Raw genomic sequence first — 18179 nt, forward strand, 5'->3', positions numbered from 1 at the left:
TAGCCGTACCCGGTAACGAGACACCTTTCTACCACCGATTCCTACCACGATTCGTGCAGGTCGTCGGCTACGATACTGGGACGCCCGCGCTCTACGTTTCGACGAGCGACGGCCTCGACTCGGTCGAACTCGCCCCCGGAACCGAACTCGACTATCGCCTCGAATCCCGGCACTGCGCCGGGACCATGCACGACGGGACTCACATCTCGTGTCCAAACACCCGTGCGCCGTACTGCGACGACCACCAGAGCACGTGGGTCTGTGCGAAGTGCACAGGGACGTGCCTCAAAGACGAGATGGACTGCTACGAAGACCACGCCGTCTACCTCGCGGCGTTCGCCCCCGACACGTTCAAAGTCGGTGTCACCCGTCTGTGGCGACTGGAGACACGACTCCGTGAGCAGGGTGCGGACCTCGCGGCACACGTTCGGACCTTCTCGGACGGCCGAATCGCCCGCGAGTACGAAGCAGAACTCGCGACCCGACTCACTGACCGGGTCCGCGTGCCGACGAAAGTTTCGGGGTTCGGCCGCGACGTGGACACCGAGGCGTGGAACCGCCTCCTCTCCGAATTCGACCCCATCGACACGTTCGAGTTCGACTACGGCCTCGGCCTCACGGATAGCCCAGTCGCAGAGACCATCGCGACGGGGACGGTCCGCGGCGTGAAAGGTCGTGTACTCGTCGTCGACCATCTCGGAACCACCTACGCCGTCGACATGCGCTCGCTCGTCGGCTACGAACTGGAGGATGGTGGGACCGACCGGAATCTGCAGTCGAGTCTGGGTGCGTTTTCGTAGCGAAGCACTCAGCGCTCGTCTCTTTCGTTCTTCGCTGTGGGCACGGTGAGGCTATGGTGTGTCCTCTCAGAGACCGTCAGCACTTTCCGGGTGGACGGCTAATCCGCGACTATGGCTGACGAAGAACCCGCAGACGAGACGCAGGCACCCGACGAATCTGAATCCGACGACGGCGAAGAGAAGTCGTTCCGTGAGCGGGTCGAAGAGATTCGCAAGCGACGCGAAGAAGAACGAGAAAACGGCGAGCGACCGTCACCCGAAGAGATGATGGGCGGCGGTCCCGGCGGCATGGGTGGCGGCATGGGCGGCGGCAACCCCTTCGCACAGATGATGAGCGGCATGATGGGCGGCGGTGCCGGCGGCCCCGGCGGCATGGGCGGCGCTCCCGGCGCTCAGCGCGAAGAAGAACAGCGTGGCGGCGACAACGAAGCACTCGTCCGCGAAGTCCGACAACTCCGCGACGAGGTCCGCGACGTGAACCGCGAACTTCGGCGCATCGCCGACGCGCTCGAGAACCGCGACTGAAGCGGTTTCACAGTCGGTCTATTTCTGTCACCCGAGTCGGTCGTAGAGCGCCGCGAGTCTATCGACCGAATGTTCGACGCTCACCTCGTCACGGCGCTCCAGACACTGAGCACTGAGTTCGTCGCGTTCGGCGAGTGCTCGCTGGATACCGTGACGGAACCCATCGATATCACCTGACTCGTAGTGATAGCCCGTCTGGCCATCCACGACCGTATCTTCGAGGGCTCCGTCGTTCACGCCGACGACTGGCGTCCCGCAGGCGTTGGCTTCCAGTGCGACGAGGCCTTGCGTCTCGACCGGACTTGGGAAGCCGAACACGTCGAGCGCGGAGTAGAACGCCGGGAGTTCCTCTCGGTCCAGAAAGCCGAGGAACCGAGCGTCGACGTCGAGGTCTGCGGCGAGTGCTTCTAACTCGTCACGCGCGGGGCCGTCTCCACCGAAGACGAGTGTCGCGTCGAGGTCGGCAGCGGCACGGACGAGTTCGCCGAGGTGTTTTTCGTAGCCGTGTCGTCCCGTGTAGCCGACGAGCGGACCGTCACCGAGTTCGTACCGCGCGCGGAACTCGTCGCCGTCGACCGGAGCGAACTGTTCGATGTCGATGCCGTTCGAGAGGACGACGATTTCGGTGTCGACGCCGACTTCGTTTCGGAGGCGTCGCTTCGCGTCCTCGCTGGGGACGATGACGGCGTCTGCGCGGTCGAAGAACCACCGTTCGTATCGTTCGGCGGTTCGTTCGACGCCGCGTTCGATGACCTCTACCGAACTGAGATACTCTGCGTACTCGCCGGTCGGCGTGTGATAGGTTGCGACGAGCGGGAGTTCGTGCCGACGAGCGAGGCGGAGGCCTGCCAGTCCGAGGCCGAAAGGCGTGTGCGCGTGGACGATGTCGACGTCGTCGACGTCGCTTGGAACTCGAGGTGCACCGACGCGCATTCCGTCGTAGAACGGGAACGGAAGGCTCCTGACTGGGTATTCTCCGACCTCTGGCGAGTAGGCGTCGTCCTTCGGGAAGACGACGTCCATGCGGCCACCGCGGCGTTGCCACCGCTCGCGCCACGTCTGAATCGTGTACGTGACGCCGTTGACGGTCGGCAGATACGTGTCGGTGAAGGCGGCGACCGACTGCATGGCCAGTGCTGTGAGGCGAACCGGATAAACTGTTGTGACTTTCCGCTGGTATGCGAGGCAGTCTCGAAGTTACGCGTCGAGTTCCCCAGCGAGTGCGTCTTCGTACGTCTCGACGAGTCGGTCACCGACGCGGTCCAGACTGTGTTCGGCGGCCGTCTTCCGGGCGTTCTCACCGAGTCGCTGGCGCAGGTCGGGGTCGTTTTCGAGCAGTTCGAGCGCGCGAGCGAACTCCTCGTCCGTCTCGCACTTCAGACAGTCGTAGCCGTGGGTGTAGAACTCCTCGAAGACGGGGATATCGCGGAGGACGACTGCTTTCCCACAGGCCATCGCTTCGAGGACGGCGATGCCCTGGTTCTCGTTCTTCGTGGGGAAGAGGTAGACGTCTCCTGCGCCGTATGCGCCGCGGATGTCGTCTATCCACCCGGTGAAGGTGACGTTCTCCGGAGCGTTTTCGACCCAGTATTTGACCTTCTTCGACGCGTGTGGGCCCGTGTCGTACGGTCCGAACCACGCGAAGTCGTAGTCGGTCGCCTTGGCGACGTTGCAGAACGTGGTGAGGCCCTTCCGTTCGAAGACGTTGCCGACGAGGAACACCGTCATCCCGTCGAGGTCGTACGCCTCTCGATACTCGTCGCGGAACTCTTCGAACCCTTCGAGAGCCTCGGCGTCGACACCGTTCGAAATCGGTCGAATCGGTGCATCGACCGGATACGATTCGAGGATTCGCTTGGTGTAGTTGGACGGACACAGAACCACGTCTGCCTGCGAGTAGAACCACTTGAGATACTTCCCGAGCGCGGGTGCGATAGCGTTGGACCCGCGGAAACTCTCGGCGAAGTCCTCGCGAGTGACGTGTGAGTGGAGGACCAGTGGAATATCGTTCCGCTTGGCGTGTCTGGCGACGGCGACAGAGCCCGGCCCGATGAGGTTGCAGTGGGCCACGTCGTAGTCGCGGAAGACGCAGTCACCTCCGAGGAGTTCGCTCACGCCCGCCGAGACGGACTCCGGCCACGGCGAGGTAATCACGTCCACGTCGGTGGTAGAGAGGGCCGCCCGCTGTTGGTCGGTGGAGGTTCCGATACCGCTCCGTTCGAGTTGCGAGGCGAACTCGAGGTAGTTCAAGACGCGCACGTTCGTGCGTTCTTGTGGGTGGGATTTGACCCTACCGGCTTTCGAGTCGGAGGGCTCTCCAGTCGTCCCAGTCGCGTGGTCTGTTCGGCGTTCCGGTCGCGTGGTTCTCTCCGACAGTTCGGAACGCCTATGCCTCGGCCACTCTCCCCACCTATCATGAGCATCGCGGAGGAGCGTATCGACCGACTCCACCAGTTGGCCCACGACGCGGCCGCCGAGGGTGACCACGAACGTGCCCGCGAGTACGTCCGTCTCGCCCGCCGCGTCGCAGAGCGGAATCGCTGTGGTCTGCCGAAGAAGTTCCGCCGCTTTACCTGTGACAAGTGCGATGCGTATCTCATTCCGGGCACCAACGCCCGCGTTCGGACGCAGGCCGGTGGCCACGTCGTCGTCCGATGTGACTGCGGTGAGACCAAGCGATATCCGTACTGACGGCGGTGTCGGCCGGGAAAACGTGTGAGTCACCGACAACCCGCCGGTAAATCCTTACGGTTGAAGTCCTTTCGCACGTAGTGGAGTCCACGCATGAACACGCAGGACCTACGAAAGGAAGCCCACGACCTCGACGTGACCGTCTGGGTAGGCAAAAGTGGTATCGAGGCAGTTGCCGGCGAGTTGAACGACCAGTTGGCCGAACGTAATCTCGTCAAAGCGAAGTTCCTCCGTGCTTCGCTGGGCGGGACGACCGTCGACGAAGCGGCCGAAGACCTCGCAGAGCGAGTGAACGCCGAACTGATAGAGACACGGGGGAAGACCGCAGTGTTCCACCGATGAACGCACTCGTACTTCCACTTCAGTTGCAGAGTGACGGTGGTGTGATTGGCCGAATCCTCGCACAGCAGAACATCCCATACGCGGGGACGCTCGGAACAGTTCTCGGCTTCATCATCGCGTTCGTCGTCGTCTACATCGTCGGCAAGGCGGTGTTGTCGTCCGTAGTCGGGCGCATCCTCGACAAGCGCGGTGCTGACGAACACGCCCAGAAACCGCTGATGAAGCTCGTGTCGCTCGTCACGGGGTTCGTCGCCGTCGCCGTCGGGTTCGGATTCGCCGGCCTCGGGAGCTTCCTGCAGTCGCTGGCGACCATCGGTGCTGCGGCGACACTCGCGATTGGTTTCGCGATGCAGGACGTCATCGCGAACTTCGTCGCGGGCATCTTCATCTTCACCGACAAACCGTTCCGTATCAACGACTGGATCGAGTGGGACGGCAACTCCGGTGTCGTCGAGGACATTTCCTTCCGCGTGACGCGTGTTCGGACGTTCGACAACGAACTGCTCACCGTGCCGAACTCGCAACTCACCGACGGCGTCATCAAGAACCCCGTCGCGAAGAACAAACTCCGTCTGCAGGTGCCGTTCGGAATCGGCTACGACGACGACATCGAACTGGCGACCGACATCATCATCGAAGAGGCCGAAAAGCACGACGGAATCATGGACGACCCCGCCCCGTCGGTCCGATTGACCGAACTGGGTGACTCGTCTGTCACGCTCAAGTCGCGTATCTGGATTGCAGACCCCAGTCGCGCCGACTTCGTCAAGACGCGTGGCGAGTACGTGACGGCAGTAAAACGTCGGTTCGACGAGGAGGGAATCGACATCCCCTACCCGAACCGGACGCTCAGTGGCGAACTCTCCATCGGCGGGATGGACCGCCTCGTCCAGTCGAACGACTGAGTTCGGCTATCCAGACCTCGTTTTTGTTCTGTCTCGACTCGTGACGAAGAGCACTCGTTGTCGACGTTAGAGTTCGATACGCTCGACGAGTTGGTCTTCGGACCGCGTGTTGACAGCGACGATTTTGACGTGGTCTTCGAGACCCGACCCGTCGAGTTTCGCCTTCAGGAGGTTGTCGACCTGGTAGACGCCCGCCGCGTTCACCATCTCGATTTCGACGAGAACGGCCTTGTCGTCGCCCTCTTTCAGCGACACGTTGCGAATCGCCCGACTGGAGAGCGTGTTGATTCCTCGCCCACCTTTCTCGTAGGGGATACGTGACCGGCCACGTTCCATGTCGAGGGCGTCGGCGACGCGAATGACGCCTGCTTCGAGCGTGAGCGGGTCTTCTTCGCGGTGGTGTGTGAGAATCGCGTGGAGAACCTCGGCTTTCATTCGAACCGTGTCGGCGACGTCGTAGAACTGCGGGAGGAACCGGTCGAGAACGTCCGACGCGAGTGGGATAGAGTAGTAGGCGTGGTCGTCGCGGTGGACGATGTGCCCGATGTCGTGTAACTGCGCCGCGAGTGCGACGATGACTGCTTCGTCTGCTTCGTCGAGTCCTTCGTCTGCCGCGCCGTTGAACTCACAGCCACCGCGCTTGAGCAGGTCGTAGAGACGGAGCGCACGGTTGCGGACGATTTCGATGTGCTTCGGTCCGTGGTCGTTGTAGCCTTTCCGCGTGACCGCGTTGACGTTCTGGGCTTCGAGGAGGGTTCGTATCTCTTCGTCTTCGAGGAGGACAGGGAGTATTTCGTTGAGTTTCTCGTCGGGGAACGAGTGGTCCGCGTCGGGGTCGTAGACTCGGCCACCGTTGAGACTATCTTCAGAATCTGCCATGCGTCAGATGGTGGTTCCAGCGAGAAAAAAGGTCTGGGCAGTGCGGTCTGGTCGCAGACCGACCTCGATTTATGCCGCTTCGGAAGGCTCTTCGAGTGCCTTGGATGCGGCGGCTTCGACTGCGTCGTAGTCGGGTTCGACGCCGGGGTCGTCGCTGACCCACTTGTAGGTGACTTCGCCGTCGGCGTCGACGACGAAGACCGAGCGCTTCGCGACGCTGTAGACGCCGAGGTCAGCGAAGTCCATCTCGACGTCGAACGCGTCGATGAGGTTGCGGTTCGTGTCGCTGATGAGGTCGAAGTTGAGGTCGTTCTTCTCGGCGAACTCAGAGAGCGTAAACGGCGTGTCGATGCTGATGCCGTAGACCGTCGCACCGACGTCGTCGAAGTTAGCCATCTGGTCGCGGAAGGTGCACATCTCCGTGGTGCACACGCCAGTGAAGGCAGCAGGGAAGAACGCGAGGACGACCGGCGCGTCGTCGAGGTTCTCAGAGAGCGTGAACGACTCGATGTCGCCTTCGATGTCCGTCTTCGGTGCGGTGAAGTCTGGAGCGGCGTCTCCAACAGATACCATATACCCTCGATATTGTGGGCGACACTTTACTTCACGGGAATCGGAACGATTGGCCCGCGACGTCACCGTCTCCCGAAAGATATCAGTCTGTTTACTCGAAATCCCTCTCTGCTCCTCTCACGATTCACCGCATCGTCCAGTTCGGGACGTATCGGGGGCTGTACAGCGTGTTCTCGAACATCCACTACGTGCGACAGTCGTCGATTCGTGAATCCATTGAAGGCAAAAAGCCTATAATTGCGACTGGGTAACGCAGAAACAGCGATGTTCGAGACTATCACCCCCCTGTTCCCGGGGCTCCCGGGCGGGCCGGAGCTGCTCATCGTCCTCCTCGTGCTCGTCCTGCTGTTCGGCGCGAATAAGATTCCGAAGCTTGCGCGGTCTACCGGGCAGGCAATGGGCGAGTTCAAGCGTGGACGCAGCGAGATCGAAGAAGAGCTTTCAGAAATGCAAGGCGACGAAGACGACGAGGAATTCGTCACGGAGACGTCCACGTCGGCCAAGGCGGAGAACTAATCGCAGCTCCACTTTCTGTCACTTCTATCGGCCCACCGGGGTCGAACCACGCGATTTTTGACGAGTCCTGAGAGATTTCTCCGCAGGGCGTGTGGCCTAGCGGACAGGGCGAGAGGTTCCTAACCTCTCGATCGCGGGTTCGAATCCCGTCACGCCCGTTCTGTGACGAACGTATGTGAGGAGCGAACGGGCTCCGGGATTCGTAACCCTACGAGGCGAGCGAAGCGAGTCTCGGTTCGGTTCGAGTCCCGTCACGCCCGCTTCTCTCACTTCGTTCGGTCAGCGTTCGCGACGTACTCCCACTCGCTCCGCTCGCGGGAGTCCCGTCACGCCCGCTCAGTCGCTTCGCTCCTTCGCGGACGTGACGAACATCGCGAATCCGTTGGATTCGCTCAATCCCGTCACGCCCGTGCAGTGAGGAGCGGAGCGAGTCCGATAACGCATCGTACGGGATTCGAATCAGGGAGCACCTCGTTGCGACCGAGGTTCGAATCCGTTGGATTCGCTCAATCCAGTCGCGCGCGTCCTGCGACGAACATTCGAACCAGGTTTTGTGCCACTATCTACGACCTCCGCGACAGTCTGAGACGTATCCTGGCCAATCTCCTATGGAGACACTACTGTCGCTTGTTCAGTCGAAAACCAGCGAGCCGTGGCGTACCTGGCCCACAGCGTCATCCCGACGACCGGAATCACGCCGACCGAAAACACGAGTCCATACAGCACTTGCGTTTCGACCGACGCCGTGGCCTGTACGTACCAGGTAATCGACCCGACGAACGCGTTCCCGAGGTAGTGGACAAGCATCGCCGGGAGAAGGCTGTCGGTTCGGAGGACGACGTACCCGTAGAACAACCCGATGAGGAAGGACCAACCGACCTGACCGAGCACCCAAACGACGTCGGAGCCGGTTCCGAGGGGGATGTTGAGAAGGTGAATCAAGCCGAACGCACCCGCAGACACCACGACTGCCTTTCGCTTCGTGAACGTCTGGAGGAGAGTGAACAGGAGGACCCCTCGGAACGTCACTTCTTCTAACGCGGAGGGCAACGAGACCAACAGACTCCACGACTCGGGAGGAACGAGACTCGAAATATCCACGACTCCGAGTACGAACTCGGCCGTGAGCGGTTCGCCCAGTGTCAGTCGGTAGACGAGCACGCCGGCCGCTTGACTCACCACGAGAATCAGGGAACAAGAAAGCCCGAGGAAGAAGAGACGACCCAGTGGTCGGATTCGCGTGAGTCGAATCTCGTCCAGGTATGCCGAGAGCGGTTGGCGGCCACTGGGGAGACGCAGAACGTACGGCGCAAAGAGAAAAATGAACAGGAAGTGGAACGTGGTCGGTTGTAAAACCGACCGCAGCGGAGACTCTGGAACGTTGGCGACAGTAAACACCAGGATGACGAGTACGATTGCGAGCGTCTCGAACGTCAGAACTGCTCCCACCGAAAGCCACGGGTGTTCGTGAAGTCGAAATCCGGTGTGACTCGCGTCGCGTCCTCCGGCGGTTGTCTCGTCTTCACCGACGAACGGGATTCGCATCGAATCGCTCCTGACCGGAGTTCACCCGTTTCGCCAGTGGTAGACGATAGCGCCGACACCGACGGAGTTGACGATGAAGTTCGTGAGGCCGCCGATGAGTGGGAGTGCCGCGAGGACGGTTGCGACGAACGCACCAGCGACGAGGTGGCCCCAGCGAGATGTCTCGACGTTCGCGGCCTCCAAGAGGCGCTCACCCACGTAGATAAAGACGATGGCCCCGCCGACGAGCGAGACGACGAACATCACGAAGCCGATCGGGATGGCGAGGAGGATACCGATGAGCGTGATGACGAGGACGAAGAGTACGACGATGAGCGCGATGAAGATACCCAGCCCCCAGAGGAACGAAGGGATGGGTTCGTCCTCGATGGTGTCGATAATCTTCTCGGTGTAGTCGGGGACGATAGCCAGCAACAGCGCGCCGACGACGAGCGTCCCGACGAACGTGATTCCCGCCGATATCGCTGAGCCAAAGAAACGTGCGAACACGCTCGGGTCTGGGTTCTGCGATATCGGCCCTTGTTGGAGAATAATTTGTACGAGAGGGTCCATGATGTAGACATATTTGGGAGTCAACAAATATATTGGCCCCCATCCAAGCACGCCCTTCGTGGTGATTCGACGTTCGAACTTTCAGTCACCGGCCAAGTCTTCCATTCGCCGGGATAAATGGCCGGTTTATCGATATCTCGATTAGGGTCGAATTTCGACTAGCATATAAACAGGTATAAAAACGCCGTTTAAACCCGCCCTATAATGTAAATAGTCTGGGAAAAAGACTTTTCCAGTAACCCGAATATCCGGATGACAATGGCAAGGCAAGACGCCGACGGATCCGGGCCAAAGGCGATAGAGGGTGACGCGGAGTCACCGGTGGAGGGCGACGTCGCCCCGGACCAGGCGTCAAACGCCCGTAGAGGTGAGTATTCGTGGGCTGACTTCCTCGAAGAGTATGGGGAAGACGGCGACATCGAGGCCCTCTACGGCTTCGACCCGCGAACCCGCACAGACACGCCGGGCAGCTCGCGATGGGGTAAAGACGAAGAACAACCGGTTCCGACTCCCGACCGAACGGACTGGGAGAGCGTCTCGCTCGACCCAGAGGAGTATCTCGACTTCCATCCAGTCGACGTCGCCGAGTTCGTCGGGAAGCGAGGTGCGCACGCCACGGACATCGACGAACAGTTCGAGGCGTTCTGCGACCCCGAGACGACGCCCGTCGTCAAAGACGAGTGGATGTGGGAGCACTACAAACGAGAGTACTACTACGAAGCCGATGGCTCCCGCCCTCGCGACGCATCCGGCGAAATCGAACGATTCGACGCCGAGGAGGCCCTCGGATTCGACCCAGACCACATCGAGAACGTCATCGCCCACGCCGGAGCGCGTGCCGAGGAACTCGACGAAGTCGTCGATACCCGAACCGTCGACGTGCAAGAAGACTTCGACGAAGACGAGTTCTTCTCGCGTGCTGATGGGACGACGACGCTCGCGAACCGCTACGACCTCGAAAAGGCGGTTCCGATGGAGAAGAAGACACACTTCCGCGAGATCGAGCGCTACTGGGTGAACAAACCCTACGCGTTCGTCGTCATCTTCCACTCCGTCAAGGAAAACGAGAAGAAGTACTACGTCGTCGAGCCGCACCTCAACCGCGCCGAGGACGACCTGACGGAGTTTCTCACGAGCAAACTCCGGACGGCAATCAAATACAGCGAAGAGAGCGTCGTCCAAGACGGAGAAGACAACCGCGGGACGGTCATCGAATCACAGACGTACGAACTGTTGTCGCGATACGACCTCTACGACGGTCCGACTCCGGAGAATCTCGACGTCGACGAAGAACCCGACGCTCCGGGGCTGTTGGACCGCCTCGGACTCGGTGGGTTGTTCGATGACAGTAGCGACTCCAAGTCGACACCGGCGACAGACGGCGGTAGTTCTCTCTTCGGTGGCATCAGTTCCCGACTCGGCATCGGGAGTGAGTCGAAGAGACGACAGAACGATTCGCCACTCGGCGGTCTCGACGGAATCGCCGCCCGCCCAGAACCTGCAGTCCTCGCGGACGACGACGCCGACTTAAACGAGTATCAGGTACAGAAGCTACAGTACTACCTCCAACGTGACTTCATCGGCTACGAGCGCATCGACGGAATCAAACACGACATCAACGTGGAGGACATCTCGTGTGACGGCTACAACTCGCCGGTGTTCGTCTATCACTCGGACTACGAGCAGATTATCTCGAACGTCTACCACGGTGAAGACGAACTCGACGACTTCGTCGTGAAACTCGCACAGCGCTCCGGCAAGGGTATCTCGAAGCGGCGACCACAGGTCGACGCGACGCTCCCGGACGGGTCGCGTGCGCAACTCACACTCGGTCGAGAAGTGTCCGACCACGGGACGAACTACACCATCCGTCAGTTCAAGGACGTGCCGTTCACGCCGATCGACCTCATCAACTGGTCGACGTTCTCGTTGGAGGAGATGGCGTTCTTGTGGCTCTGTATCGAGAACGACAAGAGCCTCATCTTCGCCGGTGGGACGGCATCCGGGAAGACGACGTCCCTGAACGCGGTGTCGCTGTTCATCCCGTCGAACACCAAAATCGTCTCTATCGAGGACACGCGTGAGGTCGAACTCCCACAGCGCAACTGGATTGCGTCTGTCACTCGTCCGTCGTTCTCCGACGACGACAAAGGCGACGTCGACGAGTTCGACTTACTCGAAGCGGCACTCCGTCAGCGTCCCGACTACATCGTCATGGGTGAGATTCGTGGGGAAGAAGGGCGGACGCTCTTCCAGGTCATGTCCACCGGCCACACCACGTACACGACGTTCCACGCCGACTCCGTGGGCGAAGTCCTCAAACGCTTCACGACGGCACCCATCAACGTCTCGAAGACGATGTTCACTGCCCTCGACCTCGTCTCGATTCAGACGTCGACTCGGGTCGAGAACAACAAAGTGCGGCGGAACAAGTCGCTCACCGAGATCAACCACTACGACCCCGAGAACGACGAAATCAACGTTCAGGACGTCTACCAGTGGCAGGCCGAGACGGACGAGTTCCTCCAGATGGGTTCGTCGAACACACTCGAAGAGATCAAGTTCGACCGCGGGTGGGACCACGAGACGCTCGAACACGAGATATTCAAACGACAGGTCGTCCTCGCGTACCTCATCGACCGTGGACTCAACACGTACACGCAGGTCGCAGCGACGTTCCAGGCGTTCATCAACGACCAAGACACCATCATCGGGTTGATGGCGACCGACCGACTCGAACGGAGTCTCGAAGACCTCCGCGAGATGGAGTCGGTCCACATCAACATCGACCCCGAGAGCGAGGCGATGGTTCCACGCCCAGACCCACCGGAACACGTCAGAGAACTCGCCAAGGAGATTCTCCGCCGGGCCGAAGAAGAACTGTTCCCCGACTACCGCGACAAGGAGGTCGGCGACGTCGCAGACGCAATCCCACACACGCACCAGGAACCGGACGTCGAAGCGACCCCCGGCGAACGGAGCGAACTCGACGCGCTCGAGGAGTCCACGAGCGACCCCGCTCTCGACGAAGGGACCGAGCGGTCGGAACTCGACGCGGGTGACGAAACCCCCGAACTCGAAGGTGACGACGGCCCGTCCGAACTCGAGGGCGACGAAGAGACGCCAGCGCTCGAAGCGAGTGACGACGCTCCAACTGACGAGCAGGCCCGGCGAGAGGCCGCCGAAGACTTGTGGGAATCACTGCTCGACGCCGACGTCGACGAGCAAAGTTCGTCGGACCGCCAGACACAGTTCGGCGACGTCGACGGTGAACTCGACGAGTTCGGCTTCGACGAAGAGGGCGACCCGACCTTCCCAGACCCGAACGACGACGACATCGACCTCGAAGACTTCTTCGGCGCGTTCGGTATCGACGGGTCGGGTGAACCCGAACCCGAATCCGGGTCCGACGCTGACCCGGCCCAAGAGGACGACGACGGCGACGAAATCGACGACGAGTCGTGGGGTGGGTTCCGGGCCGCTGAGACCGACACACCAGACGAGACGAAGACGGAGTCACAGTCCGTCGAGAGCGACGAGGACGATTAGATGAGCAACATCGACTCCGAAAACACGGCGGGCCTCGACCGGAGCAACGACACGCTCGGCGACGCGTTCTATCCGCTGTTTCAGATACTCTTCGACGAAGACGGTGAGTTCGTCTCGGACGTCGGAGAGAAACTCGAACAGGCACGGATGCCGAACACGGTCGAACTCTACCTCTCTCGCGCGCTCGCGGTGGGCGTCCTCGTCGGTCTCTCGCTGTGGATACTCGGGATGGCTATCGGCTACGGTATCTTCGCACTCGGACTCGTCTCGTCCGAGGCGATAAGTCTCGGCATCCCCGTCTCGAACGAATCGACCGCCGAACTGCTCCGGTCGCTCGTGATGCCGGCCGCCGTCACCGTTTCAGGCATCGTCTTCGGGTCGCTCGGATTCGGACTCGGATTCGGGACGCTCGTCGGGATACCGTACTCGAAGGCGTCGGCCCGAAAGCGCGAGATTAACATGCTCCTCTCGGACGCCATCTCGTTCATGTACGCGCTGTCCGTCGGGGGACTGAACCAACTGGAGATTCTGGAGGCGATGGCCCGCGCCGACGACACGTACGGCGAGGTCTCACGAGAGTTCCAGAGTATCGTCCAAGAGACGGAGTACTTCGGAACCGACTACCGGAACGCCATCCGTCAGCAGGCGCTTCTCACGCCATCCGCCGAACTCTCGCAGTTCCTCACCGACATGCTCTCTATCGTCAACTCCGGTGGTGACATGGAGGGGTTCCTCAAGGACAAGAAGGACAAACACCTCCGGACGGCCAAACAGGAGCAAGAACAGACGCTGGATACGATGGAACTGTTCGGCGAGATGTACATGACGCTCTCGCTGTTCCCACTGCTCCTCATCATCATCCTCGTCATCATGAGCATGCTCGGACAGGCACAGCAGGAACTCCTCTACGCCACCATCTACGGTCTCATCCCGCTGGTCGGCGTCGGATTCCTCGTCCTCATCTCGACGGTCAAACAGGACGAAATTGGCGACGGGTATCTCTCTCCGAGCAACGGAAGCGCCCGTCTCGAGGGGCAACAACGCGAAGGCCTCGTTCACATGGGACTCATCGAGTCGTACGTCGGCGAGTTCTCGATGTTCTCGCGCATCAAAGCCCGAGAAGGGACGTACAAGACGCGAGAACTCCTCAAACAACCCCACGTCTTTTTCAAACGACATCCGCTGTACACGCTTGCACTCTCGGTTCCCGCGTCGATGGTCATCCTGGCCGTCGCAGTCATCGGCGGGTCTGCTCCGACGTCGTGGGACGGGATGGTTTCCCAGCCAATCTGGGGGACTGTCATCTGGTTTTACGTCCCCGTCTACCTCCTCACGATTCCGCTGGCGGTGTTCCACGAGTGGAACGTTCACTCCCGCTCCGCGATAACGGGGAAACTCTCGGACAACCTTCGCAAACTCTCGAGTGCGAACGACACCGGGCAGACCCTCCTCGAATCGTTCGACACCGTCGCCGACACGTCCTCGGGCAAACTCGCAGACGAGTTCGAGGTTATGTACGCGAAGGTCAACTACGGGATGAGCCTCAGAGAAGCGCTCGTAGAGTTCAACAACAAGTACCACATTCCGCGCCTCGCCCGGACGGTCAAACTCATCACGAAAGCACAGGAAGCGTCGAGCCAGATTACGGAAGTTTTGACGACGGCAGCGCAGTCCTCTGAGAACCAAGACGACATCGAACGAGAGCGTATCGCGCGAACCCGAATGCAGGTGGCGATTATCCTCATGACCTACGTGACGCTCCTCGCCGTCATGGCCATCCTGAAGACCCAGTTCCTCGACGTGATGGCCGGCCTCTCGTCGCAGGCGTCGGGAAGCGGTGGAGGTGTCTCCGGTGGGCCGAGTTTCGGCGGCGCTCTCGACCCCGACTTGATGTCGCTTCTGTTCTTCCACGGCGTCACCCTCCAGGCAGTGTTGTCTGGATTCATCAGCGGATACATTCGTAACGCTGACCTCCTCGCGGGGGTCAAGTTCGTCGTCATCCTGCAGACGCTCGCACTCGCAGTGTGGATGGTGGTTGGCTGATGCGACGTCGTGACCGCACGACTGACTCCGGGCGCAGTCGCGCGCAGACCACCATCGACTACGCCGTCGGTGTCGGTATCTTCCTGCTCGCTATCGCGTGGGTAATCGGAACCGTCCCCCAAATCGTCCAACCGTTCGACGACGCACAGGACCAACCGCTCGTGGCCAACCGCGCAGCAGACCGACTCGCGAGTGACGCACTCTCACCACCGGACGAACAGACCGCCCTCGCGACGGAGTGCGTCGACGGCTTTTTCCACAACGACACGCCCCCTGGCGACTGTGAGTACGACAAGGAACCGATCGGAGACGCGATTGGTGTCGGCGGCGACTACGACGTGAACGTCACCCTCCTCCACGACGGGACAGTTGCAACACTCTCAGATGGGTCGGACGCGACACGGGGAGACCCAGTTCCGGCGTCCGGACAGGTCGTCGCCGCTCGCCGCTCGGTCCTCGTCGGTGGCGAACTCCACCAACTTCTGGTGAGGGTTTGGTAACGATGTCCCGTGGACAAGCCCACACGTTAGAGGCGTTCGTCGCCGCGACTGTGCTGTTGGCGAGCGTCACGTTCGCACTGCAGGTGACTGCAGTCACACCGCTGACGGCGAGTACGTCGAGCCAGCACATCGAAAACCAGCAAGCGTCCGTCGCGCAGGGACTTCTCGACGCCGCCGCCGAAAACGGGACCCTCGAACGGACGGTGCTGCTGTCGAACATCAGTTCGTCGCAGGAAGATAACTACGTGGACGGTGGCCCACCGACGGCGTTCGGGCAGATGCTCAACGACACGTTCAACGACCGTGGTATCGCGTTCAACGTGGACATCTACACGGTACAGGCCAACCAGCAAGGGAAGTCACTGAACCGAATTGGCCTCGTCCACATGGGTAAACCGAGTGACCACGCCGCGTCGGCGTCACGCCTGGTGACGCTCATGGACGACGACGTCCTCCACGAACCAGCGGGACAGGTTGCAGTCCCGACGAACACGACCCTCGATTCGGCGTCGTCGTTCTACCTCGAAGAACGACACGACGGAGACCCAGTGTGGACCGTCCTGAAGGTGGAGGTGGTCGTATGGCGGATGTAAACCCCGTCTCGCGTCTCGTCGGCGACGACCGTGGCCAACTCTTCCTCGTCACGGCGCTCGCTATCGCCGTCTTGCTGGTGAGTCTCGCGTTGATTCTCAACACGGCAATCTACACCGAGAACATCGCCACGCGGACGACCGACACCCAACTCGACGACGCGGTCACCGAACAGCGTGCCGTCGTCGCCGCCAGCGAGACGATGCTGGACGCAGAGAACCGCAACGGTGGCAGCGAGAGCGAAATCGGGACTCGGTTCGAGTCCTCACTCGCGAACTGGAGTGAGACCGCGGGCACGTTGGAGGCGGCAAACGGGTTCACTATCGACGTCTCGTACACCGGGACGAACACCACTGGAATTCGAGTCCACCAGGACGACCCGGCGAGAAACTTCACAGACAACTCGCTAGACGACTCGTGGGAAGTCGTCGACAGTGGTCGTGTTCGCGGCATCCGATTCGACGTCTCTCGAGACAACCTCTCGACGACGGAGTCCAACGCGTTCAACGTGGAAGTCGACGACCAAGATGGGGTGGGTGACGAGGCCACCGTCTCGATGTACACCGACGGAACGAACGTCGTAGTCACTGTCGAAAACGATACGGAGTCGCTCTCTTGTTCCGTCGAACCGACAGACGGTGAATCACTCGTCGTCGACATCGGCAGCGAGACCGTCGGGACACGGTACTGTCCCGCACTCGAAATCGTCCACGACGAGGCCGATGGAGAGGTCGATATCTGGTTCGATAACGCCGAGAACGCCACGGGGACGTACGAGTTGTACACGACCAACGACGACGACGACCTCGACGACCTGTTCAGCGATGCCGACTTCGCGTCGGTCGGGAGCGGAGAGTGGCCGGTCAAACAACCGGCACTCTACGACGTCACCGTGCGGTTCGTCTTCCAGTCCAGCGGAACGACGGTCGAAAAAGAGATTCGAATCACACCGGGTGACCTCTGATGTCGGAACGTGCAGTCTCCACGACGCTTGGATTCGTTCTGACGCTCTCGATAACCACTATCCTCATCTCGGGAATCATGGTTGGCGCAGGCGGCTACGTCTCGACCGAACACGAGCGCGTAACCGAGACTGAACTCGAAGTCGTCGGGCAACGACTCGCCGCCAACATCGAGTCGGTCGACCGTGTGGCGTCGTCGTCCGGGGACGAAACGGTGAGGACAGTCAGTACGCGTCTCGAACTCCCGAACCGTGTCGCCGGCACGACCTACCGAATCAGCGTCGACCCCGCCTCGAGCGAACTCGTCCTTCGGTCGGTCGACCCCGAGGTGACCGTTCGAATCGCAGTCGAGACGACCGTGCCACTCGAAAGCGGGTCGGTCGACGCCGGCGTCGTGACCGTCACGTACGACGACGCAGACGGCAAACTGGAGGTGGCCCATGGTTGACCGACGTGCAGTGAGCGATACACTCGGGTTCATCTTCGTGTTCGCGCTCGTTCTCTCGACGGTTGGTGTCGTCACGGCCGTCGGCATGGGCGGACTCCAGGACACTCGTGACGTCGAGCGACTCAACAACGCGGAACGCGCATTCGACATCCTCGACGACAACATGGAAGACATCGCAGTTCGTGGCGCACCCAGCAGAGCGACCGAAATCAAATTGGCTGACTCGGCGCTCTCGTTCGGAACTCCGGTGTCGATGACCGTCGAGTGGGAACAAAGTGGGGTAGTCGACAACGCCACCGTGACCACCCGCCCGCTCGTCTACACGTCAGAGCTTTCCGACGAACGACTCGTCTACGCGTTCGGGGCGGTCTTCCGTGGAACCGACGACGCGATGACCATCGTTCGCCACCCTGCGTTCGTCCTGACGAACGATTCCGTCGTCGTCTCTGCGGTGTCTACCCGTCGCTCGTCGTCGAGTGCGAACGCAGTCGGTGGGTCGGGAACGTATCTCGTCCGTGCCGAGATGACCGATTCGGGACCGAAGTATCGTGGTATCGCGTCTGACACCGGAACCTACGACGTCACGGTCAACGTCACGTCGACGGAATCGAGAACCGAACTCTGGAAGTCGGAACTCGAGTCCTACGACGGCGTCTCCTGTTCGATGGTGAACACCACAGTGGTCTCGTGTGACATTACGGATGTCGACTCCGTTCGAGTCGTCGAAAAACAAGTCGACGTGTCGTTGGTCGACTGAC

General features: G+C 60.8%; 19 protein-coding genes and 1 tRNA gene. 14 read left to right on the plus strand and 6 right to left on the minus strand.

Annotated features, from left to right (window positions below; all coding sequences use genetic code 11):
• The first annotated feature begins 53 nt into the window (after window positions 1-53).
• Together GJR99_RS03320 and GJR99_RS03325 are read left to right on the plus strand one after the other, a co-directional pair.
• The gene (locus GJR99_RS03320; protein ID WP_151109252.1) at window positions 54-800 is read left to right on the plus strand and encodes a DUF2797 domain-containing protein; all 747 of its coding nucleotides are present in this window, start codon (window positions 54-56) and stop codon (window positions 798-800) included.
• A 111-nt stretch (window positions 801-911) separates the two neighbouring features.
• Window positions 912-1325 (plus strand): hypothetical protein, encoded by a 414-nt coding sequence (locus GJR99_RS03325; protein ID WP_151109253.1) that lies wholly within the window; start codon window positions 912-914, stop codon window positions 1323-1325.
• A 27-nt stretch (window positions 1326-1352) separates the two neighbouring features.
• Here the strand turns inward: GJR99_RS03325 and GJR99_RS03330 are convergent, their stop codons facing one another.
• Together GJR99_RS03330 and GJR99_RS03335 are read right to left on the minus strand one after the other, a co-directional pair.
• Entirely contained in the window at window positions 1353-2453 is a 1101-nt protein-coding gene (locus GJR99_RS03330; RefSeq protein ID WP_151109254.1) for a glycosyltransferase, read from the minus strand.
• A gap of 69 nt (window positions 2454-2522) precedes the next feature.
• On the minus strand, window positions 2523-3584 hold the full coding sequence (locus GJR99_RS03335; RefSeq protein WP_151109255.1) for a glycosyltransferase family 4 protein: 1062 nt from the start codon (window positions 3582-3584) through the stop codon (window positions 2523-2525).
• Between the two features lie 156 nt (window positions 3585-3740).
• On the opposite strand from GJR99_RS03335, the gene GJR99_RS03340 reads away from it, so the two are divergent.
• The 3 genes from GJR99_RS03340 (at window position 3741) to GJR99_RS03350 (ending at window position 5263) form a co-directional block, all read left to right on the plus strand.
• Window positions 3741-4016, plus strand: coding sequence for a ribonuclease P protein component 4 (locus GJR99_RS03340; protein ID WP_151109256.1), 276 nt, complete (start codon window positions 3741-3743; stop codon window positions 4014-4016).
• Window positions 4017-4109: 93 nt separating this feature from the next.
• A complete protein-coding gene (locus GJR99_RS03345; protein ID WP_151109257.1) occupies window positions 4110-4358 on the plus strand; it encodes a YhbY family RNA-binding protein in 249 nt (82 codons plus the stop codon).
• Window positions 4355-5263, plus strand: coding sequence for a mechanosensitive ion channel family protein (locus GJR99_RS03350; protein WP_151109258.1), 909 nt, complete (start codon window positions 4355-4357; stop codon window positions 5261-5263). Before GJR99_RS03345 ends, GJR99_RS03350 begins: the two co-directional genes overlap by 4 nt.
• A gap of 66 nt (window positions 5264-5329) precedes the next feature.
• On the opposite strand, the gene GJR99_RS03355 is transcribed toward GJR99_RS03350, so the two are convergent.
• Window positions 5330-6142 carry an HD domain-containing protein gene (locus GJR99_RS03355; protein ID WP_151109260.1) on the minus strand — a complete coding sequence of 271 codons (813 nt, stop codon included), beginning with the start codon at window positions 6140-6142 and terminating at the stop codon, window positions 5330-5332.
• Between the two features lie 69 nt (window positions 6143-6211).
• Window positions 6212-6715 carry a redoxin domain-containing protein gene (locus GJR99_RS03360; protein ID WP_151109262.1) on the minus strand — a complete coding sequence of 168 codons (504 nt, stop codon included), beginning with the start codon at window positions 6713-6715 and terminating at the stop codon, window positions 6212-6214.
• Between the two features lie 264 nt (window positions 6716-6979).
• On the opposite strand from GJR99_RS03360, the gene GJR99_RS03365 reads away from it, so the two are divergent.
• Window positions 6980-7231, plus strand: a complete 252-nt coding sequence (locus GJR99_RS03365) for a Sec-independent protein translocase subunit TatA/TatB (RefSeq protein WP_151109264.1) — start codon at window positions 6980-6982, stop codon at window positions 7229-7231.
• Between the two features lie 85 nt (window positions 7232-7316).
• A tRNA-Arg gene (locus GJR99_RS03370) sits at window positions 7317-7389 on the plus strand.
• Between the two features lie 448 nt (window positions 7390-7837).
• Here the strand turns inward: GJR99_RS03370 and GJR99_RS03375 are convergent.
• Window positions 7838-8776, minus strand: coding sequence for a CPBP family intramembrane glutamic endopeptidase (locus GJR99_RS03375; RefSeq protein WP_151109266.1), 939 nt, complete (start codon window positions 8774-8776; stop codon window positions 7838-7840).
• Window positions 8777-8797: 21 nt separating this feature from the next.
• Window positions 8798-9328 (minus strand): hypothetical protein, encoded by a 531-nt coding sequence (locus tag GJR99_RS03380; RefSeq protein ID WP_151109268.1) that lies wholly within the window; start codon window positions 9326-9328, stop codon window positions 8798-8800.
• Window positions 9329-9586: 258 nt separating this feature from the next.
• Here GJR99_RS03380 and GJR99_RS03385 point away from each other — a divergent pair, with 258 nt between their 5' ends.
• The 7 genes from GJR99_RS03385 to GJR99_RS03415 are packed head-to-tail and all read left to right on the plus strand — an operon-like array spanning window position 9587 to window position 18178.
• Window positions 9587-12877, plus strand: coding sequence for an ATPase, T2SS/T4P/T4SS family (locus GJR99_RS03385; protein ID WP_151109271.1), 3291 nt, complete (start codon window positions 9587-9589; stop codon window positions 12875-12877).
• Window positions 12878-14920 carry a type II secretion system F family protein gene (locus GJR99_RS03390; RefSeq protein WP_151109273.1) on the plus strand — a complete coding sequence of 681 codons (2043 nt, stop codon included), beginning with the start codon at window positions 12878-12880 and terminating at the stop codon, window positions 14918-14920.
• Window positions 14920-15420, plus strand: coding sequence for a DUF7287 family protein (locus tag GJR99_RS03395; protein ID WP_151109275.1), 501 nt, complete (start codon window positions 14920-14922; stop codon window positions 15418-15420). Before GJR99_RS03390 ends, GJR99_RS03395 begins: the two co-directional genes overlap by 1 nt.
• On the plus strand, window positions 15414-16013 hold the full coding sequence (locus GJR99_RS03400; RefSeq protein ID WP_151109277.1) for a DUF7288 family protein: 600 nt from the start codon (window positions 15414-15416) through the stop codon (window positions 16011-16013). Before GJR99_RS03395 ends, GJR99_RS03400 begins: the two co-directional genes overlap by 7 nt.
• Window positions 16001-16975 (plus strand): DUF7261 family protein, encoded by a 975-nt coding sequence (locus GJR99_RS03405; RefSeq protein ID WP_151109279.1) that lies wholly within the window; start codon window positions 16001-16003, stop codon window positions 16973-16975. Before GJR99_RS03400 ends, GJR99_RS03405 begins: the two co-directional genes overlap by 13 nt.
• Complete coding sequence (locus tag GJR99_RS03410; RefSeq protein ID WP_151109281.1) at window positions 16975-17421, plus strand: DUF7266 family protein; 447 nt, start codon at window positions 16975-16977, stop codon at window positions 17419-17421. Before GJR99_RS03405 ends, GJR99_RS03410 begins: the two co-directional genes overlap by 1 nt.
• Window positions 17414-18178 carry a DUF7289 family protein gene (locus tag GJR99_RS03415; RefSeq protein WP_151109283.1) on the plus strand — a complete coding sequence of 255 codons (765 nt, stop codon included), beginning with the start codon at window positions 17414-17416 and terminating at the stop codon, window positions 18176-18178. The genes GJR99_RS03410 and GJR99_RS03415 overlap by 8 nt, the downstream gene beginning before the upstream one ends.
• Window position 18179: the final 1 nt, after the last annotated feature.

This window comes from Haloferax marinum, assembly GCF_009674625.1.
Taxonomy (GTDB): domain Archaea; phylum Halobacteriota; class Halobacteria; order Halobacteriales; family Haloferacaceae; genus Haloferax; species Haloferax marinum.